The organism is Pseudomonas sp. GL_139_B, from assembly GCF_057834475.1.
Window position 1 is genome coordinate 5,997,613 of record NZ_CM174403.1, and the last position, 17,591, is coordinate 6,015,203.

Annotated in this window: 16 protein-coding genes; 3 read left to right on the forward strand and 13 right to left on the reverse strand. The window is 60.5% G+C overall.

Translation table 11 applies throughout. From position 1 onward, the window contains the following. Nucleotides 1-83: 83 nt before the first annotated feature. The 7 genes from AC3ISI_RS27515 to AC3ISI_RS27545 form a co-directional block, all read right to left on the reverse strand. Nucleotides 84-650 carry a phosphonate degradation HD-domain oxygenase gene (locus tag AC3ISI_RS27515; RefSeq protein WP_489334636.1) on the reverse strand — a complete coding sequence of 189 codons (567 nt, stop codon included), beginning with the start codon at nucleotides 648-650 and terminating at the stop codon, nucleotides 84-86. Next, nucleotides 650-1,783 (reverse strand): TIGR03364 family FAD-dependent oxidoreductase, encoded by a 1,134-nt coding sequence (locus AC3ISI_RS27520; protein WP_489334637.1) that lies wholly within the window; start codon nucleotides 1,781-1,783, stop codon nucleotides 650-652. Before AC3ISI_RS27520 ends, AC3ISI_RS27515 begins: the two co-directional genes overlap by 1 nt. A gap of 146 nt (nucleotides 1,784-1,929) precedes the next feature. Next, the gene (locus AC3ISI_RS27525; RefSeq protein WP_489334638.1) at nucleotides 1,930-2,955 is read right to left on the reverse strand and encodes a putative 2-aminoethylphosphonate ABC transporter substrate-binding protein; all 1,026 of its coding nucleotides are present in this window, start codon (nucleotides 2,953-2,955) and stop codon (nucleotides 1,930-1,932) included. Between the two features lie 40 nt (nucleotides 2,956-2,995). Next, nucleotides 2,996-4,720, reverse strand: coding sequence for a putative 2-aminoethylphosphonate ABC transporter permease subunit (locus tag AC3ISI_RS27530; RefSeq protein ID WP_489334639.1), 1,725 nt, complete (start codon nucleotides 4,718-4,720; stop codon nucleotides 2,996-2,998). Further along, a complete protein-coding gene (locus AC3ISI_RS27535; RefSeq protein WP_194940457.1) occupies nucleotides 4,720-5,796 on the reverse strand; it encodes a putative 2-aminoethylphosphonate ABC transporter ATP-binding protein in 1,077 nt (358 codons plus the stop codon). Before AC3ISI_RS27535 ends, AC3ISI_RS27530 begins: the two co-directional genes overlap by 1 nt. A 224-nt stretch (nucleotides 5,797-6,020) precedes the next feature. Next, the gene (locus AC3ISI_RS27540; RefSeq protein WP_489334640.1) at nucleotides 6,021-6,884 is read right to left on the reverse strand and encodes a LysR family transcriptional regulator; all 864 of its coding nucleotides are present in this window, start codon (nucleotides 6,882-6,884) and stop codon (nucleotides 6,021-6,023) included. A gap of 16 nt (nucleotides 6,885-6,900) precedes the next feature. After that, a complete protein-coding gene (locus tag AC3ISI_RS27545; protein ID WP_489334641.1) occupies nucleotides 6,901-9,162 on the reverse strand; it encodes a heavy metal translocating P-type ATPase in 2,262 nt (753 codons plus the stop codon). Nucleotides 9,163-9,247: 85 nt separating this feature from the next. Here AC3ISI_RS27545 and cadR point away from each other — a divergent pair, with 85 nt between their 5' ends. Then, entirely contained in the window at nucleotides 9,248-9,697 is a 450-nt protein-coding gene (gene cadR, locus AC3ISI_RS27550) for a Cd(II)/Pb(II)-responsive transcriptional regulator (protein WP_489334642.1), read from the forward strand. A 126-nt stretch (nucleotides 9,698-9,823) separates the two neighbouring features. Here cadR and AC3ISI_RS27555 read toward each other — a convergent pair whose 3' ends face one another. The 3 genes from AC3ISI_RS27555 to AC3ISI_RS27565 form a co-directional block, all read right to left on the reverse strand. Then, on the reverse strand, nucleotides 9,824-10,795 hold the full coding sequence (locus AC3ISI_RS27555) for a thymidylate synthase (RefSeq protein ID WP_489334643.1): 972 nt from the start codon (nucleotides 10,793-10,795) through the stop codon (nucleotides 9,824-9,826). 50 nt (nucleotides 10,796-10,845) lie between these two features. Next, entirely contained in the window at nucleotides 10,846-11,658 is an 813-nt protein-coding gene (gene lgt, locus AC3ISI_RS27560) for a prolipoprotein diacylglyceryl transferase (RefSeq protein WP_489334644.1), read from the reverse strand. Between the two features lie 80 nt (nucleotides 11,659-11,738). Continuing rightward, nucleotides 11,739-12,521 carry a sulfite exporter TauE/SafE family protein gene (locus tag AC3ISI_RS27565; RefSeq protein ID WP_489337796.1) on the reverse strand — a complete coding sequence of 261 codons (783 nt, stop codon included), beginning with the start codon at nucleotides 12,519-12,521 and terminating at the stop codon, nucleotides 11,739-11,741. 132 nt (nucleotides 12,522-12,653) lie between these two features. Between AC3ISI_RS27565 and AC3ISI_RS27570 the strand changes: the two genes are divergently transcribed. After that, a complete protein-coding gene (locus AC3ISI_RS27570) occupies nucleotides 12,654-13,400 on the forward strand; it encodes an NRDE family protein (RefSeq protein WP_489334645.1) in 747 nt (248 codons plus the stop codon). A 110-nt stretch (nucleotides 13,401-13,510) separates the two neighbouring features. Here the strand turns inward: AC3ISI_RS27570 and ptsP are convergent, their stop codons facing one another. Both ptsP and AC3ISI_RS27580 read right to left on the reverse strand, forming a co-directional pair. After that, a complete protein-coding gene (gene ptsP, locus AC3ISI_RS27575; protein WP_489334646.1) occupies nucleotides 13,511-15,790 on the reverse strand; it encodes a phosphoenolpyruvate--protein phosphotransferase in 2,280 nt (759 codons plus the stop codon). A 22-nt stretch (nucleotides 15,791-15,812) separates the two neighbouring features. Continuing rightward, nucleotides 15,813-16,292 carry an RNA pyrophosphohydrolase gene (locus AC3ISI_RS27580; protein ID WP_095083604.1) on the reverse strand — a complete coding sequence of 160 codons (480 nt, stop codon included), beginning with the start codon at nucleotides 16,290-16,292 and terminating at the stop codon, nucleotides 15,813-15,815. 143 nt (nucleotides 16,293-16,435) lie between these two features. Between AC3ISI_RS27580 and AC3ISI_RS27585 the strand changes: the two genes are divergently transcribed. Then, nucleotides 16,436-17,092 carry a histidinol-phosphatase gene (locus AC3ISI_RS27585; RefSeq protein WP_489334647.1) on the forward strand — a complete coding sequence of 219 codons (657 nt, stop codon included), beginning with the start codon at nucleotides 16,436-16,438 and terminating at the stop codon, nucleotides 17,090-17,092. 49 nt (nucleotides 17,093-17,141) lie between these two features. Here AC3ISI_RS27585 and AC3ISI_RS27590 read toward each other — a convergent pair whose 3' ends face one another. Further along, the gene (locus tag AC3ISI_RS27590; RefSeq protein WP_489334648.1) at nucleotides 17,142-17,567 is read right to left on the reverse strand and encodes a DUF2269 domain-containing protein; all 426 of its coding nucleotides are present in this window, start codon (nucleotides 17,565-17,567) and stop codon (nucleotides 17,142-17,144) included. Nucleotides 17,568-17,591 lie beyond the last annotated feature (24 nt).

Here is a 17,591-nt window from a genome sequence, read left to right on the forward strand (position 1 = left end):
CATGCGCTCCTGTCGAAAAGATCAGCCTGGACCTGATCGTCCCTACGGTCCATGCGCCCGTTCTCTATTGCACGTGGGACAATTCAACTCACTTCGCGAGATAACAGACCGACAGCCTTGTGCTTCAAGATATCGAGGTCGATCACCGGCACGCGCATCTCTTTAGCCAACTCATCCCACTGCCGCATGCGCAAACTGACTTCGCACAGAGGATCTTGCTCGAAGGCTTCTGCCTCGGCAGAGGTCATCACCCCGCCCTGATATTCCAGAGTACGGCGACTGGCCTCGCTCAAACGCTCGAAGTACCCCGGCTCTTTCAGCGTCAGATAGCGCTTGGCCTGCACGTGGTATTCCACTAGTCGCGCCATGCGTTCGCTGAAACCGGCACGGCGCAGGTAATCGGCACCCAGTCGTTCGTGGCTGACAACGCCAAAGCCGCCCATGTTCTCGGCGCTTTCGACGCAGATGTGCCCGATATCATGAAAGAAAGCGGCCAGCACCACTTCATCATCGAAGCCTTCAGCCATCGCCAGTTGCGCCGCCTGGGACATGTGCTCGATCTGTGACACCGGTTCGCCAATGTAATCGCTGGCGCCAAAGCGTTCGTACAGACCGAACACCTCGGTGATCACCTGTTCGTGGTTACTCATCAACGCTCTCCCAACAAAGTCGCCACATTACGTTCAGCCATCGCTGGCCCGACGCTCATGCCAACACCGGTATGCATCAGCGCCACGCTCAATCCCGGTGCTGGTCGCAGGAATGAAAACGGCCCAGGCCCTCGTGATCCATAGACACCCTGCCAGCGTTCAACCACTTGCACCTTGCAACGCAGCGTCTGCTCGGCCAGTTCGATCATCCAGTCGTCCACTTGCTCGACGTTAAACGGCGACGGATCGCTGCTGTAGTGGTGGGAGTCGCCGATGATCAATTCGCCATATGGCGTCGGACTGATCAGCAAGTGAATGCCGTTGTCATGCAGATGCGGCTCGTCTCGCAGAATCTGCGCCTGCACCGCCGCCGCTTCCGGCAGATCGGCGAAGGCGCCGTAGTGCACGCAACTCAATCCGGTGAGCAACGCATGTTGCAGGTTAAGGTTGATCTGCGGGCGAGCGCGGAGCATTTGCAGACGGCAAATTTGTGGGTTGAGTGCGGCGATTGGCTCGGCCAGCAAGGTCTGATAATCGTGTCCGGAGCACACGATGATCTGCTCGGCGCTGAAGGTGCCGGCAGTGCTGTGCAAACGACCCGGCTCGATGTCGCGGACCAGGGTCGAAAAGTGAAAGGTGACGCCGAGTTCGTGGCGCAGGTAATCAATCAGCACCGGAATCGCCTCCCGGGAATACAGTTGCTGATCGTCCATCCCGTGCAACGCGGCGCGGTGATGGCTGAACTGGCCGCCGTACAGATCACGCAACGCCGCGCCGCGCAGCAGCTCGACGCGGTAACCGTGCTCCACAGCGCGGCCGACGCAAAAGGCTTCCAGCAGGTGTTCTTCCGCTTCGGTGCGGGCGAACAGGTACGAACCGTTGCGTTTGAGTTGCAGGCCGGCGAGTTGCGCCCACTGGCCCCAGATCTCGCGGCTGGCCTTGGCCAGTTCGAGCATCGGGCCGGGTGGCTGGCCGGTGACAAGGGCCTGGCCGAAGTTGCGCACCGAGGCACCCAAAGGTGTTTCGCTGCGTTCGAAGACGGTGACCTTTAGACCGCGTTTGGCGGCGGCGTAGGCGTGGGACAGGCCGAGGATGCCGGCGCCTACGATCAGCATGTGGTTGTGGTGTGTCATGGTGTTTTTGCTCTGAATTCGAGACCGCTATCGCGAGCAGGCTCGCTCCCACACTTGATCGGGGATAGCCCCAAATTTCCATCCACTGGAGATCCAATGTGGGAGCGAGCCTGCTCGCGAAGAGACCCTGTCAGCCAATGAAGATCTTACTTGGCAACCACTTTCTCGGACTTGCCGTCATAGCGCTTACGCCATTCGGTCAGGATTTCATCGCGATTCTTGGAAGCCCAGGCAAAGTCGTTCTTGATCAAGCGCTGCTCATAATCGGCCGGCAATTCAGTCTGCGGCTTGGCGATCCCAGGCTGGGCAAGAACAGCGAAGTTCTCTTTATAAAGCTCCATCGCCGCAGGGCTGGCCGAGAAGTCAGCCAGCTTCTTCGCCGCGTCTTCATGCGGTGTGCCCTTGATCACGGCGGTTGCTTCGATCTCCCAGCCCAGGCCTTCTTTCGGCAGGATGATGTCCAGCGGTGCGCCTTGGCGCTTCAGCTGAACGGCCGGGTATTCAAAGGAAATACCAATCGGGAATTCGCCGGCAGCTGCCAGTTTGCAAGGCTTGGAACCGGAGTGAACGTACTGGCCGATGTTCTGGTGCAGACCGTCCATGTACGCCCAGCCCTGCTTCTCGCCGAAGGTTTGCAGCCAGGCGCTGACGTCGAGGAAACCGGTGCCGGACGAGGCCGGGTTAGGCATGACGATTTTGCCTTTGTACTCAGGCTTGGTCAGGTCTTGCCAGCTCACGGGTTTGGTCAAACCCTGCTTCTCGGCTTCGACGGTGTTGAAGCAAATGGTCGCGGCCCAGACATCCATGCCGACCCAGGCTGGCGGGTTAGCAGCATCGCGGTAGTTGCCGCCGATTTTGCCCAGATCCTTCGGCGCGTAGCTTTGCAGCATGCCTTGCTGGTCGAGGATCGCCAGGCTCGAAGCGGCCAGGCCCCAGACGGCGTCGGCTTGTGGGCGGGCTTTTTCGGCCAGCAACTTGGCGGTGATGATCCCGGTGGAATCACGTACCCATTTGATTTCGACGTCCGGATTGGTCTTTTCGAACGCTGCCTTGTAAGCGGTCAGTTGTTCAGCTTCGAGGGCGGTGTACACCGTCAACTCGGTTTTCGCCGCGAAGGCGTTCAGGCTGAAAGCGGAGAGAACAGCAGCGGCCAGGGCCAGGGGCTTGAACATGATCGTTTTCCTGTTGTTGAGTTGAGTGGGTTGTACAAAATCAATGGCCAGGCGCGGTCTGCCGCCAGGCCTGAGAGCGGCGCAGCAAACCGCGCGAAGCCCAGGCCAGCAGCAGGGACACGCCCGCCGAGGTGAACAGAATCAGGGTCGACATTGCCGCCGCGCCGCCGACATTGCCGGCGTCATCCATGTTCAGCACCGCCACCGCCGCGAGGATGGTGTCGGGGCTGTAGAGGAAGATCGCTGCCGAGACCGTGGTCATGGCCGAGACGAACAGGTAGCGCACGATGTCCAGCAGCGCCGGCAGGCAGATCGGCACGGTGACCCGCAGGTAGTGCCGGTACAGCGGCGCCTTGAGCGACAACGCGGCGGCTTCGAACTCGGCGTCGAGCTGACGCAGCGCAGTGGTTGCGGTCATTTGTGCGGTGGTCAAATAGTGAGCAATGGTGCAGACCACCAGCAAAGTCATGGTCCCATAGAGCACATGCAGCGGGTTGCCGGTGAGATTGAAGAAGAAGACGTAACCCAGGCCCAGCACCAGTCCCGGCACCGCCATCGGTATGAAACTGAGCATGCGCAGGGTCAGGTTCAGTCCGCGCTGGCCCTTGGTTTTTTCCATCAGGTACGCGCCGGTGAAGATCAGCACGCTGCCGATCAACGCTGTGCACAACGCCATCTTCACGCTGTTGCCGTACGCCAGCCAGCCGCCGCCCGCCGTGTCGTTGAACTGGTAGTGGTTGAGCGAGAGCGACAGGTTGTACGGCCAGAATTTGACCAGCGAAGAGAATATCGCCATGCCGAACACCAGCAGCAACGCCGCGCTGATCAGCAACACGATGCCCAGGTAGCAGCCGTCGCGCAGTTTCGATGGCGCAGGCTTGAAGACTTGCGCACGCCCGCTCATGGAGTCGCCGTGACGTCGACGCAACCAGGCATCGACGCCGAAGCTGAACAACGCCGGCAGCAACAACACCATGCCAATCAATGCGCCTCGACCGAATTGCTGCTGACCGACCACGGCTTTGTAAGCTTCCAGGGCCAGCACTTGATAGTCGCCACCGACCACCACGGGCACGCCGAAGTCGGTGATGGTCAACGTGAAGACCAGGCAGAACGCGGCGAACACGGCCTGACGCGTCGCCGGCCAGGTAATGCTGCGGAAGGCTTTCGCCGGGCTCGCGCCCATGCTGGAGGCGGCATCGAACAGTCGCGCATCCGCCAGGGACAGCGCCGACAGCAGAATCATCAAGGCGTGTGGGAAGGTGTAGATCACCTCGCCCAGCACAATGCCCCAGAAGCCGTAGATATTGTCCGAGAGCAAACTGCGCAACAGGCCCTGATTGCCGAACAGATAGACCAGTGCAATACCGGGCAGCATCGACGGCGCCATCAATGGCAGCAGCGAAATCCCGCGCCAGATCCCCTTGCCGGGAATCAATGTGCGTTGCAGGGCGTAGGCAAACAGATAGGCCAGCGGTACGACAATCGCCGCGACGCTGAGGGAAACCTTGAGGCTATTTCCTAACAGCCAGTGGAAATTCTCGCTGGTCACCAAATCCCACGCGGCCACCAGGCCACCGCCCTGCCCGGCTTCGGAGCTGAAGCCGCGCCAGAAGATCGCCAGCAACGGCATCAACACAGCGACGCCGAGCAATATCAGCAACAGGACTTTGCCGCCGACCACGAACACCCGGTCGCCGATTCCGACACGGGAGATCTGCCGAACCTGCTTGTGCGGTATCGGCAGCGCGATGTTCGCGCTCATCAGGCAAACACCTGCAAGCTGCGAGGCGGCAAGGCGACCATAATCTGCTGCGCGCCGAGGCGCGGCATGGCTTCCGGCGCCAGTTCGGCCAGCAATGGGTGACCTGGCAATTGGTCGAGTTCGAAGCTCATGCGGCAACGGTTGCCGAGGAAGGTGATTTCGCGCACTTTGGCCGGGAACAGGTTTTCTTCGTGTACCAGCGGATTGACGTTGATCGCCTCGGGGCGGCAGAACAACCGGCCGGAGGCGGTTTTCGCACTGCCATCGGCCAGGCGCATATTCAGCCCGCCGACCTGGGCGTGGCTGTCACTGCTGCGGCGGAACGGCAGCCAATTGCCTTGGCCGACGAACTCCGCCACAAACGGTGTGGCCGGACGGTCGTAGATTTCCTGCGGCGTGGCGTACTGCTCGACCTTGCCGTTGTTCATCACGGCAATGCGGTCGGCCATCAGCATGGCCTCGTCCTGATTGTGCGTGACCATCAGGGTGGTGATGCCGAGGTTGCGCTGCAATTGGCGCAGCTCGGTGCACAGGTGCTCGCGAACCCGGGCGTCGAGCGCCGACATCGGTTCGTCCAGCAGCAATAGTGAGGGCGCTGGCGCCAGGGCTCGGGCCAGGGCGACGCGTTGCTGTTGGCCGCCGGACAATTGGCCGGGGTACTTTTTCTCACTGCCGATCAGGCCGACCAGTTCCAGCATCTGACCGACACGCTTGCGCACTTCATCACGACCGCTGCCCGCGAGGCCGTAGGCAATGTTCGCTTCGACGGTGAGATTGGGGAACAGCGCGTAGGACTGGAACAGAATGCCGTAGTCCCGCGCCTGGGGTGCCAGGTGGGAAACGTCGCGATCACCGAGGTACAACTCGCCGCTGTCCTGTTTTTCCAGGCCGGCGATGCAGCGCAGTAATGTAGTTTTGCCACAACCTGATGGACCGAGCAGACACACCAGTTCACCGGCCGCCACGTCGAGGGAAACATTATCCAGTGCGGTGAAGGCACCGAAGCGTTTCTGTACGCCGCGCACCTTCATCGGGGCGCCGGGATTGGTCAGGGCAGTTGCGATCGAGTGGTTCATGGACAGGCCTCATCAAGCAGATGAAGGCCATCCTAGGGATGTAATGCGTCCGTCATGTGGCAGTGAGGCAAAAAAGGCTGATAGTGGTATTCAGGGATTTGGGTTGAGCGATGCGTTGTCTGGACTGACGCCATCGCGGGCAAGCCTCGCTCCTACAGGGGCAGGCGATCAACCTGTAGGAGCGAGGCTTGCCCGCGAAGAGGCCCGCACAGTCACCACACGTCTCAGGCCGGGGCCATTTCCTGTGCCAACCCGAGAAACGCCGCCGGCAGCCGCGCACCTTTGCGCTCCTTGAGGCAATACAGGTACTCGGGAATCTGCGGCGCATTTTCGATGGTCAGCACCCGCAGTTGCGGATCATGCGGCACTTCCTGCCGGGCAATGATGCTGATGCCGATGTTGCGCAGCACCGCCTCACGAATCGACTCGCGGCTGCCAATCTCCAGCAGCGGCCCGAAACTCACCCCGGCGCTGGCCAGCAACTCTTCGGTCAAGCGCCTAGTGGTCGAGCCCGACTCGCGCATCAATAATGTATGCCCGGCCAACGCACTGAGCGGCACATGGTCGTGAACCGCCAGCGGATGATTGCGATGCACCGCCAGCACCAGCGGATCGCTGCCGAGCACCCGGCGAATCAGTCGCGCGTCGTCCAGCAACTGCGACGACGCAGCGACATCGACCCGGTAATCCTCCAGCGCTTCGAGCACCTGTTGAGAGTTGCCGATTTCTACCGACACTTCCACTTGCGGCAAGCGCTCACGAAAAGTCTTCACCAGATCCAGGATGTAATACGGCGCCGTGGCCGCAATACGCAGCGTGCCCTGGACCTGACCGCTGTTACGCAGGAAAAACTCGATGTCGGCTTCCTGCTGCAACAACGCCTTGACCATCGGCAGCAACCGCGCGCCTTCATCGCTGACGCTGAGGCGGCGGCCGCCACGGTAAAACAGTTCAACCGAATACTGATTTTCCAGGTTACGAATCTGCGTCGTCACCGTGGGCTGGCTCAGACCGAGCTTCTTCGCCGCCAGGGTAATGCTGCCCAGGCGGGCCACCATGTAAAACGCCTTCAGCTCGGCACTCAGCACACCCGTCCCTCATCGCTTATTTGCGCAACAGGCGCAAACCATTGAACACCACCAACAGGCTCACGCCCATGTCGGCGAACACCGCCATCCACATGGTGGCGATCCCGGCGAAGGTTACCCCAAGAAAGATCGCCTTGATCACCAATGCCAGGGCAATGTTCTGTTTAAGGATGCTGGAGGTTTGTCGCGACAGCCGAATGAACGCTGGAATCTTGCGCAAATCGTCGTCCATCAGGGCGACATCGGCGGTTTCGATGACAGTGTCGGTACCGGCTGCGGCCATGGCAAAACCGATCTCGGCCCGGGCCAGTGCCGGCGCGTCGTTGATGCCATCGCCGACCATGCCGACGTTATGCCCCTGCGCATAAAGGGCTTCGATGGCTTGCAGTTTGTCGGTGGGCAACAGATCGCCCTTGGCTTCGTCGATGCCCACTTGCGCGGCAATCGCCTGAGCGGTGTGGACGTTGTCGCCGGTGAGCATCAGGGTTTTGATGCCCAGATCATGCAGTTGCTGGATCGCTTCGCGGCTGGATTCCTTGACCGTATCCGCAACGGCGAACAACGCCAACGGACCGGATTTGTCGAGCAGCAGCACCACCGACTTGCCTTGTTTCTCCAGCGCGAACAGCTTCTCTTCCAGCGCTGGCGAGCAGAGGTTCAGCTCTTCCACCAGACGATGGTTGCCCAAGTGGTAGGTCTGGCCGTTGATGTCACCGCGCACCCCGCGACCGGCCAGCGCTTCGAAGTTATCCACAATCAGCGGCGCGAATGGTTTATCCACAGCCGCGTTGGCGATTGCCAGCGACACTGGGTGATCCGAACGACCGGCCAGCGCTGCGGCGATTGCCGGAGCGGTTTCGTCGGCAGTCGGGTCAAGCGACAGGTAATCGGTTTGCACCGGTTTGCCGTGGGTGATCGTGCCGGTCTTGTCCAAGGCCAGGTAATCGAGCTTGTAACCGCCCTCCAGATAGACCCCCCCCTTGACCAGAATCCCTTTACGAGCCGCTGCCGCGAGGCCGCTGACGATGGTCACCGGGGTAGAAATCACCAGTGCACAGGGGCACGCGACCACCAGCAACACCAGCGCGCGATAAATCCAGTCGAACCAGACGGCGCCCATGAACAGCGGCGGAATCACGGCCACCGCGAGGGCCAGGATAAACACCGCTGGCGTGTAGATTTTCGAGAAACTGTCGACGAAACGCTGGGTCGGCGCCCGCGCGCCCTGAGCCTGCTCGACGGCGTGGATGATGCGCGCCAGCGTCGAATTGTTGGCCGCTGCGGTCACGGCATATTCAAGAGATCCCGCCTGATTGATGGTGCCGGCGAAGACTTTGTCGCCGACGGTCTTCTCCACCGGCAGGCTTTCGCCCGTAATCGGCGCCTGATCAATGGTCGAACTGCCCACAACCACTTCACCGTCGAGACCGATCCGCTCACCGGGACGTACTCGAACTCGCGCACCCCGTTCGATGGTTTTGACGTCCTGCTCGACCCAACTGCCGTCGGCCAACTGCACCGTGGCCTGTTCCGGGGTCATCTGCATCAAGCCACTGATGGCGTTACGCGCACGATCCAGGGATTTGGCTTCGATCAACTCGGCCACGGTGAACAGGAACATCACCATCGCCGCTTCCGGCCACTGCCCGATCAGGATCGCGCCGGTCACAGCGATGCTCATCAGTGCGTTGATGTTGAGGTTGAGGTTCTTCAGGGCGATCCAGCCCTTTTTGTACGTGGTCAGCCCGCCGCAGAGGATCGAGACCAGCGCGATGACCGCCACCACCCAGTTGGGCGCGGCATTGGTGAAATGGATGACCTCGGCGGCCAGCGCTCCCACACCAGACAGTGCCAATGGCCACCACGGTTTTTTCTCGGGAGTCGGCGCAGGTGCTTCGACGCCCTGCTCCAGCGGCTCGGCAACCATGCCCAACGACTTGATCGCCTCGATGATCGGCGCGGTACCTGGCAGGTCGTGGGTCACGCCCAATACCCGGTTGATCAGGTTGAACTCCAGCTGCTGCACACCGGCGAGTTTGCCGAGTTTGTTCTGAATCAGCGTCTGCTCGGTCGGACAGTCCATCGCATCGATGCGAAAGCTGCTCAGGCGTGCACCGGCGTTTGGCGTTTCGCTCAACTTGATCAGCGACGGTGCCGCCACTTTGGCGGAACAGCAGGAATCGCCGTGCCCGCCATGCTCATGCTTCTGCACAGGCTGCAGCTTGTGGCTGTGATCGTGCCTAGCCTCGTGTGTGTGGGTGTGTCGGGAATCGCTCATCGGGTCGCGTCCATGAAGGTGCCTGTTGCCAAGTAAAGACCCTGTAGCCACTATAGGGTCAAGCACCCATTTGGAGATTGCCGTCATGAAGATCGGAGAACTGGCCAGGCTCACCGACTGCGCCGTGGAAACCATCCGCTATTACGAACGCGAAAACCTGCTGCCGGAACCGGCCCGCAGCGACGGCAACTACCGCGTCTATACCCAGGCCCACGCCGAACGCCTGACGTTTATCCGCAACTGCCGCACCCTCGACATGACGCTCGAGGAAATCCGCAGCTTGTTGGCCCTGCGCGACAGTCCGCAGGATCAGTGTGAAAGCGTGAATGCGTTGATCGACGAGCACATCCACCACGTCAAAGCGCGGATCGATGGATTACTGGCATTGCAGACACAACTGCTCGACCTGCGCCAACGCTGTGGCGAAGGGCCGGAGATTGAACAGTGTGGGATTTTGCAGCGGTTGGAAGTCAGTGGCGGGGTTGTGGCGACGGAGGTGGAGCATTCCCATGTCGGGAGGAGCCACGGCCATTGAGCACACTCCATAACCACTGTGGGAGCGAGCCTGCTCGCGAATGCGGTCAATCATTCAACATTGATGTCGACTGACACACCGTATTCGCGAGCAGGCTCGCTCCCACATTAGGTTTACGGGGGTTTTTTAGACCGCCATTGGCGCCGTCATCGGCGCGTGGTGCTGATAACCCTCAAGCGAGAAATCGCCCGGTTCGATCAGCTCCAGCCACTCCGGCTGATAAACGCCAGTCTCGGCAAACTCCGGCACACGGTCGCTGATCACCAGTTTCGGCATCGGGAACGGCTCGCGCTTGAGCTGTTCATTGAGCATGTCCAAATGGTTTTCGTAGACGTGCGCATCACCAATGAAATAGGTGAACCAGCGCGGCGTGTAGCCGGTCAGGCGACCGATCAGGCTCAGCAGCGCGGCGCCCTCGGTGAGGTTGAACGGCGTGCCCAGGCCCAGGTCGTTGGAGCGGATGTAGAGGGTCAGGGAGATTTCCTTGGTCTCGACATTCGGATGGAATTGGTACAGCAAATGGCACGGCGGCAGGGCCATTTCATCGAGTTGGGCGACGTTCCAGCCGTGAAACAGGATACGGCGGCTGCCCGGATCCTTGATGATGGTGTCGACGCACTGGCGGATCTGGTCAATCGCCTTGTACAGCACCACATAAGCCTGACCGTCTTCTTCGCCTTCAGCGATCTGGCGGTAGCCTTGGTTCAGCGTCTGCTCGATTGCGGCTTGGTTGCTGACCGGGATCTGCTTGTACGCCGGCCATTTGCGCCATTGCACGCCGTAGATCTCGCCGAGGTCGTCTTCGCCCTGACGGAACGGGTTGGCCAGCCACTGCGCATTTTCGTTGGCGTTCTGGTCCCAGACCTTGCAGCCCAGCGCACGGAATTCGGCGGCGTTATTCACGCCACGCAGAAAACCACACATCTCGCCAATGGCCGATTTGAACGCCATTTTGCGAGTGGTGATCGCCGGGAACCCTTCTTTCAGGTCATAACGCAGCATCGCGCCGGGAAAGCTGATGGTGTTCACGCCGGTGCGATTGGCTTGCTTGGTGCCGTTCTTGATGACGTGGGCGACCAGTTCGAGATATTGCTTCATGAGTTACCTGTGTCCTTGAACCCGGAGGCCGTCGCCTCCGGGATTCGAATTTATACGGCCGCCGCTGGGGTCGCCGGGGCGCGGTGGTACGCCAGCCAGATCAGGAACAGGCCGCCGACGATCATCGGTACGCAGAGCACTTGGCCCATGGTCAGCCAGTTCCAGGCCAGATAGCCCAGTTGCGCGTCCGGTACGCGGACGAATTCGACGATGAAACGGAAGATGCCGTAGAACAGCGCAAACATCCCGGACACCGCCATGGTTGGCCGCGGCTTGCGCGAGAACAACCACAAGATCAGGAACAGCGCCACGCCTTCGAGCGCGAACTGGTACAGCTGCGACGGGTGGCGCGGCAACTGCGACGGATCGCTGAACGGCGGGAAGATCATCGCCCATGGCACGTCGGTCGGCTTGCCCCACAATTCGGCGTTGATGAAGTTACCGATACGCCCGGCACCCAGGCCAATCGGCACCATTGGCGCGACGAAATCCATCAGCTGGAAAAACGACTTGTTGTTCTTTTTACCAAACCACAACGCCGCGAGCATCACGCCGATGAACCCACCGTGGAACGACATACCGCCCTTCCAGACTTCGAAAATCAGCGTCGGGTTGGCCAGGTAGGCGTGCAGATCGTAGAACAGCACATACCCCAAACGGCCGCCGACAATGACGCCCATCGACATCCAGAAGACCATGTCGGAGAGTTTCTCCTTGGTCCAGGTCGGGTCGAACCGGTTCAACCGGCGAGACGCCAGCAGCCAAGCGCCGCCAATGCCGACCAGGTACATCAACCCGTACCAGTGGATTTTCAGCGGACCGATGGCCAGGGCCACCGGGTCGATCTGCGGGTAAGGCAGCATTGCGACTCCTCGTTAGAGTTGAAACCAAAATTCCCGGGCGACGCTGCCACCTCAGGATTAAGCCAGGATTGTGCCGTGCATCAGAGCAAGAAATTCAGGCCAACGCAGAACAGCAAAGCGGCAAACAGTCTTTTCAGCAACTTCGGCGACAGCCTGTGGGCCAATCGCGCACCGATACGGGCGAAAAACATGCTGGTCAGAGCGATCCCCAGCAGCGCCGGCAAATAAATAAATCCGAGACTATGGGCCGGCAACAACGGATCGTGCCAGCCCAGAATCATGAAACTTAATGCACTGGCCAACGCGATGGGCAGACCGCAGGCCGATGATGTGGCCACAGCTTGTTGCATCGGCACACTGCGCCAGGTCAGAAACGGTACGGTCAATGAGCCGCCACCAATCCCGAAAATCGCCGAAGCCCAGCCAATCACGCTGCCTGCGAGGGTCAGACCGAGTTTACCTGGCACCGTTCGACTGGCCTTGGGTTTGACGTCCAGCGCCAGCTGCGCAGCGATGACCAGGGCGAATACACCGATGATCTTCTGCAGGTTCGGCCCGGAGATCGCCTCGGCCGTCAGCGCGCCGAAACCGGCGCCGATCAGAATGCCAACGGTCATCCAGACGAAAATCGGCCAACGCACCGCGCCACGACGCTGGTGTTCGCGCACAGCGTTGATCGACGTAAAGATAATCGTCGCCAGGGACGTGCCGACCGCCAAGTGGGTCAGGATCGACGTGTCAAAGCCCTGCAAGGTGAAACTGAATACCAACACGGGGACGATGATGATCCCGCCACCCACCCCAAACAATCCGGCCAGCACGCCTGCGCAGGCGCCCAGCGCCAGATAGAGCAGAAATTCCATGCCTGCATCCCACTCTTCACCCAAACCGGAGCGGCATGGTAACGGATGCATGGCCTTGGGCTCCACTGGATGGCGATGGATACCCGCGTGATGTCTGCGTAGAGTGGGCAAAAAACACACAAGGACCACCTTATGTGCCTGATTGTCTTCGCCTGGCGACCCGGCCACGCCCAGCCGCTGATCGTGGCCGCCAACCGCGACGAGTTCTATGCCCGCCCGAGCCTGCCCCTGGCGCAATGGCCCGAAGCGCCACACGTTTATGCCGGCCGAGACCAGGAAGCCGGCGGCACCTGGCTCGGTATCGGCGCGAACGGGCGCTTCGCCGCGCTGACCAACATCCGTGATCCCCATCAACCGCCGTCGCGCAAATCGCGGGGTGAGCTGGTGGCTGGTTTTCTGTTAGGCGACAAACCTATAGATGACTATTTGGACGATGTTGTCAGACGTTCGCTGGAATATTCCGGGTTTAATCTGTTGATCGGCAATGCCAACGAGCTGTGGTATTTCAATGCGCGGGCGTCTGAGGCGGTGATGCTGGCACCCGGTGTTTATGGACTGTCGAATGCCGGGCTGGATACACCGTGGCCGAAATTGCTCAAGGCGCGGGCGGCGCTGAAAGAAGTGCTGGAGGACCCGCAGCCGCAGGCATTGTTGGCGTTATTGGCAGATTCCCAGACCGCGCCGTTTGCCGAACTGCCGGACACCGGGGTTGGGCTGGCGACCGAGACGTTGTTGTCGAGTGTGTTTATTGCCAGTCAGAGTTATGGGACGCGGGCGAGTACGGCGCTGATTGTTCAGGCGGATGGGTCGCGGCATATGGTCGAAAGGAGTTTCGGGCCGTATGGCGGGCATCTGGGGGAAGTGGAGATCAGGGTTTAGTTTTGTGTTGTGGGACGGGCCCCATCGCAGGGTTTGGTGTTGATCACAAATTAGTGGACCAACCCAAATCCTGTGGGAGCTGGCTTGCCTGCGATGGCGGCATCAGCCTTTTAGAGAGTCTTGACCGAAGCCGGATTAATCATCCGCGCCAACCCGAGATTCTTCAGCGCCAGTTGCAGCGAGCTGTGGATAACTTGCGGGTTGTCGATGGTCATCAGCTCCGCGAGCAAATCCTTGGCCTTGCTCAAGTTGATCTGCCGCAGCATCCACTTCACTTTCGGCAAGTTGGTGGCGTTCATCGACAGGCTGTCGAAGCCCATCGCCATCAACAGCACCGCCGCTGCCGGATCGCCGGCCATTTCACCGCAGATGCTCACAGGCTTGCCTTCGGCATGGGCGTCACGCACCACGTTCTGCAACGCCTGAAGCACCGCCGGGTGCAGGTAGTCGTAAAGATCGGCCACCCGCGGGTTGTTACGGTCCACGGCCAGCAGGTACTGGGTCAGGTCGTTGGAACCGACCGACAGGAAGTCCACTTGCCGCGCCAGCTCCTTGGTCTGGTACACCGCCGCCGGAATCTCGATCATCACGCCAACCGGCGGCATCGGAACATCGGTGCCTTCGTCGCGGACTTCGCCCCAAGCCCGGTGAATCAGGTGCAGGGCTTCTTCGAGTTCGTGGGTGCCGGAGATCATCGGCAACAGAATCCGCAGGTTGTTCAAGCCTTCACTGGCCTTGAGCATGGCGCGGGTCTGCACCAGAAAAATTTCCGGATGGTCGAGGGTGACGCGAATGCCGCGCCAGCCGAGGAACGGGTTGTCTTCCTTGATCGGGAAGTACGACAACGCCTTGTCGCCACCGATGTCCAGGCTGCGCATGGTGACCGGTTGCGGGTGGAACGCGGCGAGCTGCTCGCGGTAAATCGCCAGCTGTTCTTTTTCACTCGGGAAGCGCTGATTGATCATGAACGGCACTTCGGTGCGGTACAGACCCACGCCTTCAGCGCCGCGCTTCTGCGCCCGCGCCACGTCTGCCAGCAGGCCGGTGTTGACCCACAGCGGCATGCGGTGGCCATCGAGGGTCACGCACGGCAAGTCACGCAGTGCATCCAGCCCCAGGGCCAGTTGTTTTTCTTCCTCGACCACTTCAGCGAACTGCTTGCGCAGCACTTCACTCGGGTTGGTGTAGACCTCGCCGTGGTAGCCGTCGACGATCATCTGAATGCCGTCGACTTTCGAATACGGCAAGTCGACCAGGCCCATTACCGTCGGGATGCCCATGGCACGCGCCAGGATTGCCACGTGGGAGTTGCCGGAACCGAGTACCGACACCAGGCCCACCAGCTTGCCTTCCGGCACCTCGCCGAGCATCGCCGGCGTCAGTTCTTCGCTGACCAGAATGGTGTTGTCGGGGTAAACCAGGGTTTGCTGACGCTCTTCCTGCAAATAGGCGAGCAAGCGGCGACCGAGGTCTTTGACGTCCGAGGCACGCTCACGCAGGTAGGCGTCGTCCATCAATTCGAAACGGTTGACGTGATCGGTGACCACTTGGCGCAATGCGCCCTGGGCCCACTGACCAGTCTTGATCACGGTCGTGACTTCGCTGCCCAACGCGGCATCGTCGAGCATCATCAAGTAGACGTCGAACAAGGCGCGCTCTTCCGGGCGCAACTGCGTCGCGAGCTTGGTCGACAATGCGCGCATGTCGGCGCGCACGCCTTCGATGGCGGTCTTGAACAGCCCGAGCTCGGCCTCGATGTCGGTGATGGTCTTGTCCGGCACCACGTCCAGATCGGCTGGCGGAAGCATGACCACCGCCGTACCGACCGCCGCACCCGGTGAACCCGGGACGCCGACGAACTTGGCTTCCTGAATGCCCTTGCCCTGACGGCCCAGACCCCGGATCGAACCGGTCGCCTCGGCGTGGGCGATAACACCGGCGAGCTGCGCGCTCATGGTCACGAGGAAAGCTTCTTCACCTTCATCGAACTGGCGGCGTTCTTTTTGCTGAATGACCAACACACCGACGACGCGACGGTGGTGAATGATTGGCGCCCCGAGGAAGGAGGCGTAGCGCTCTTCGCCGGTCTCGGCGAAGTAACGGTAGCGCGGGTGATCCGCGGCGTTTTCGAGGTTCAGGGGTTCTTCACGCGTGCCGACCAGGCCGACCAGACCTTCGTTGGGCGCCATGCTGACCTTGCCGATCGAGCGCTTGTTCAAGCCCTCGGTGGCCATCAGCACGAAGCGGTTGGTCTCAGGGTCCAGCAAGTAGACCGAGCAGACCTGGCTGCCCATGGCCTCTTTGACGCGCAACACAATAATCCCCAACGCCGCCTTGAGATCCTTGGCGGAGTTAACTTCCTGGACGATCTTGCGCAGCGTATTGAGCATGGCTCGGGGTCGAACTCCGTCGTCAGTCGCGCGTTAAAAGGCGCGGGGCAAGCTCTTTGAGAGCGCGTCGATACACCTCGCGCTTGAATGTCACCACCTGGCCCAACGGATACCAATAACTGACCCAGCGCCAGCCATCGAACTCCGGTTTACCGGTCAAATCCATCCGCACCCGCTGCTCGTTGGAGACCAGGCGCAGGAGAAACCATTTCTGTTTCTGGCCGATGCACAGCGGTTGGCTGTGGGTACGGACCAGACGTTGCGGCAAACGATAGCGCAACCAGCCCCGGGTGCAGGCGAGAATTTCAACATCTTCGCGCTCAAGACCCACTTCTTCGTTCAACTCGCGGTACAAGGCATCTTCCGGCGTCTCCTGGGGGTTGATCCCACCCTGAGGAAACTGCCACGCATCTTGATTGATACGGCGAGCCCATAGCACCTGTCCGGCATCATTCGTGAGAATGATCCCGACATTGGGGCGGAAACCATCGGGGTCGATCACGGCAACAACCTCGCAAACGCATGTCGCCGCATTGTTCCACAAAGGTTGTGAAAGCAGCAACGCGCCGACCGACCTTATGTGCACTCTTGTGAAAAGTCCGTATTCTGGGCGCCTTTCTACAGACTTTTCAGCGAGTAACTGCAATGCGCCTGGCTTTATTCGACTTGGACAACACCCTTCTCGGCGGCGACAGTGACCACGCCTGGGGCGATTACCTGTGTGAGCGCGGCTTTCTCGACGCCGTCGCCTACAAGGCCCGCAACGACGAGTTCTATCAGGATTACCTGGCCGGCAAGCTGGATAACGCCGCGTATCTGAACTTCTGCCTGGAAGTCCTCGGCCGCACCGAGATGGCCACGCTGGATCAATGGCACCTGGATTACATGCGCGACTGCATCGAACCGATCGTGTTGCCCAAGGCCATGGCGCTATTGGCCAAACACCGCGAGGCGGGCGACAAGCTGGTGATCATCACCGCGACCAACCGCTTCGTGACCGGACCCATTGCCCAGCGCCTGGGTGTTGAGACCTTGATCGCCACCGAGTGCGAGATGGTCGATGGTCGTTATACCGGGCGCAGCACTGACGTTCCGTGCTTCCGGGAAGGCAAAGTGACGCGGTTGAATCGTTGGCTGGAAGAGACCGGACATTCGCTGGAGGACAGCTATTTCTATAGCGACTCGATGAATGATTTGCCGTTGCTGGAGCAGGTTACACATGCGGTAGCGGTCGATCCTGATCAAAATCTGCGTGCTGAAGCCGAGAAGCGTGGCTGGCCGGTGATCAGTCTGCGCGACTGATTACGCCATCGCGGGCAAGCCCGCGATTGGGTCAACCCGGTCTCAAGCCTTAAACAGGCTTGGCACCCATCAACCCCGCAATAGCGATAAAGCAGACAAAGCTGAACAGCGCCAAGGCAAAGGTAAATCTCCCCACCCCTCCCGGCGCCTTGCGCAACTTATTCAGCCGCACCAACAGCCAAAACCACGCCAGCGCCGCCACGGTGTAAAGCACGCTCGAAGCCAATAACCACGTCTGCCCCAACGACCAGCCCACCAGATGCACCATCCACCAGCCAGTCACCGGCATGCTCAGCAGCGCCAGGCCCATCAACAGCCAGATAAACACGCGTGGTCGTTGCAAAGTGCGGCTTGCCGCCGTCGCGTCGCCATTGCGCCGCGTGCGCCAGACCCAGATCCCCAGGCCCAGCGCGCCGATCAGCAACATCACCGTTGCAACCATGTGCGCCGCTTTAAGGGCAGTTAACGTTTCCATTGTCCGGTTTCCTTATGACCTGCC

What these genes read in the sequence shown, in the direction of transcription:
- AC3ISI_RS27515 (WP_489334636.1), bottom strand. Translation starts at nt 650, where the DNA reads ATGAGTAACCACGAACAGGTGATCACCGAGGTGTTCGGTCTGTACGAA.
- AC3ISI_RS27520 (WP_489334637.1), bottom strand. Translation starts at nt 1,783, where the DNA reads ATGACACACCACAACCACATGCTGATCGTAGGCGCCGGCATCCTCGGC.
- AC3ISI_RS27525 (WP_489334638.1), bottom strand. Translation starts at nt 2,955, where the DNA reads ATGTTCAAGCCCCTGGCCCTGGCCGCTGCTGTTCTCTCCGCTTTCAGC.
- AC3ISI_RS27530 (WP_489334639.1), bottom strand. Translation starts at nt 4,720, where the DNA reads ATGAGCGCGAACATCGCGCTGCCGATACCGCACAAGCAGGTTCGGCAG.
- AC3ISI_RS27535 (WP_194940457.1), bottom strand. Translation starts at nt 5,796, where the DNA reads ATGAACCACTCGATCGCAACTGCCCTGACCAATCCCGGCGCCCCGATG.
- AC3ISI_RS27545 (WP_489334641.1), bottom strand. Translation starts at nt 9,162, where the DNA reads ATGAGCGATTCCCGACACACCCACACACACGAGGCTAGGCACGATCAC.
- cadR (WP_489334642.1), top strand. Translation starts at nt 9,248, where the DNA reads ATGAAGATCGGAGAACTGGCCAGGCTCACCGACTGCGCCGTGGAAACC.
- AC3ISI_RS27555 (WP_489334643.1), bottom strand. Translation starts at nt 10,795, where the DNA reads ATGAAGCAATATCTCGAACTGGTCGCCCACGTCATCAAGAACGGCACC.
- lgt (WP_489334644.1), bottom strand. Translation starts at nt 11,658, where the DNA reads ATGCTGCCTTACCCGCAGATCGACCCGGTGGCCCTGGCCATCGGTCCG.
- AC3ISI_RS27565 (WP_489337796.1), bottom strand. Translation starts at nt 12,521, where the DNA reads ATGGAATTTCTGCTCTATCTGGCGCTGGGCGCCTGCGCAGGCGTGCTG.
- AC3ISI_RS27570 (WP_489334645.1), top strand. Translation starts at nt 12,654, where the DNA reads ATGTGCCTGATTGTCTTCGCCTGGCGACCCGGCCACGCCCAGCCGCTG.
- ptsP (WP_489334646.1), bottom strand. Translation starts at nt 15,790, where the DNA reads ATGCTCAATACGCTGCGCAAGATCGTCCAGGAAGTTAACTCCGCCAAG.
- AC3ISI_RS27585 (WP_489334647.1), top strand. Translation starts at nt 16,436, where the DNA reads ATGCGCCTGGCTTTATTCGACTTGGACAACACCCTTCTCGGCGGCGAC.
- AC3ISI_RS27590 (WP_489334648.1), bottom strand. Translation starts at nt 17,567, where the DNA reads ATGGAAACGTTAACTGCCCTTAAAGCGGCGCACATGGTTGCAACGGTG.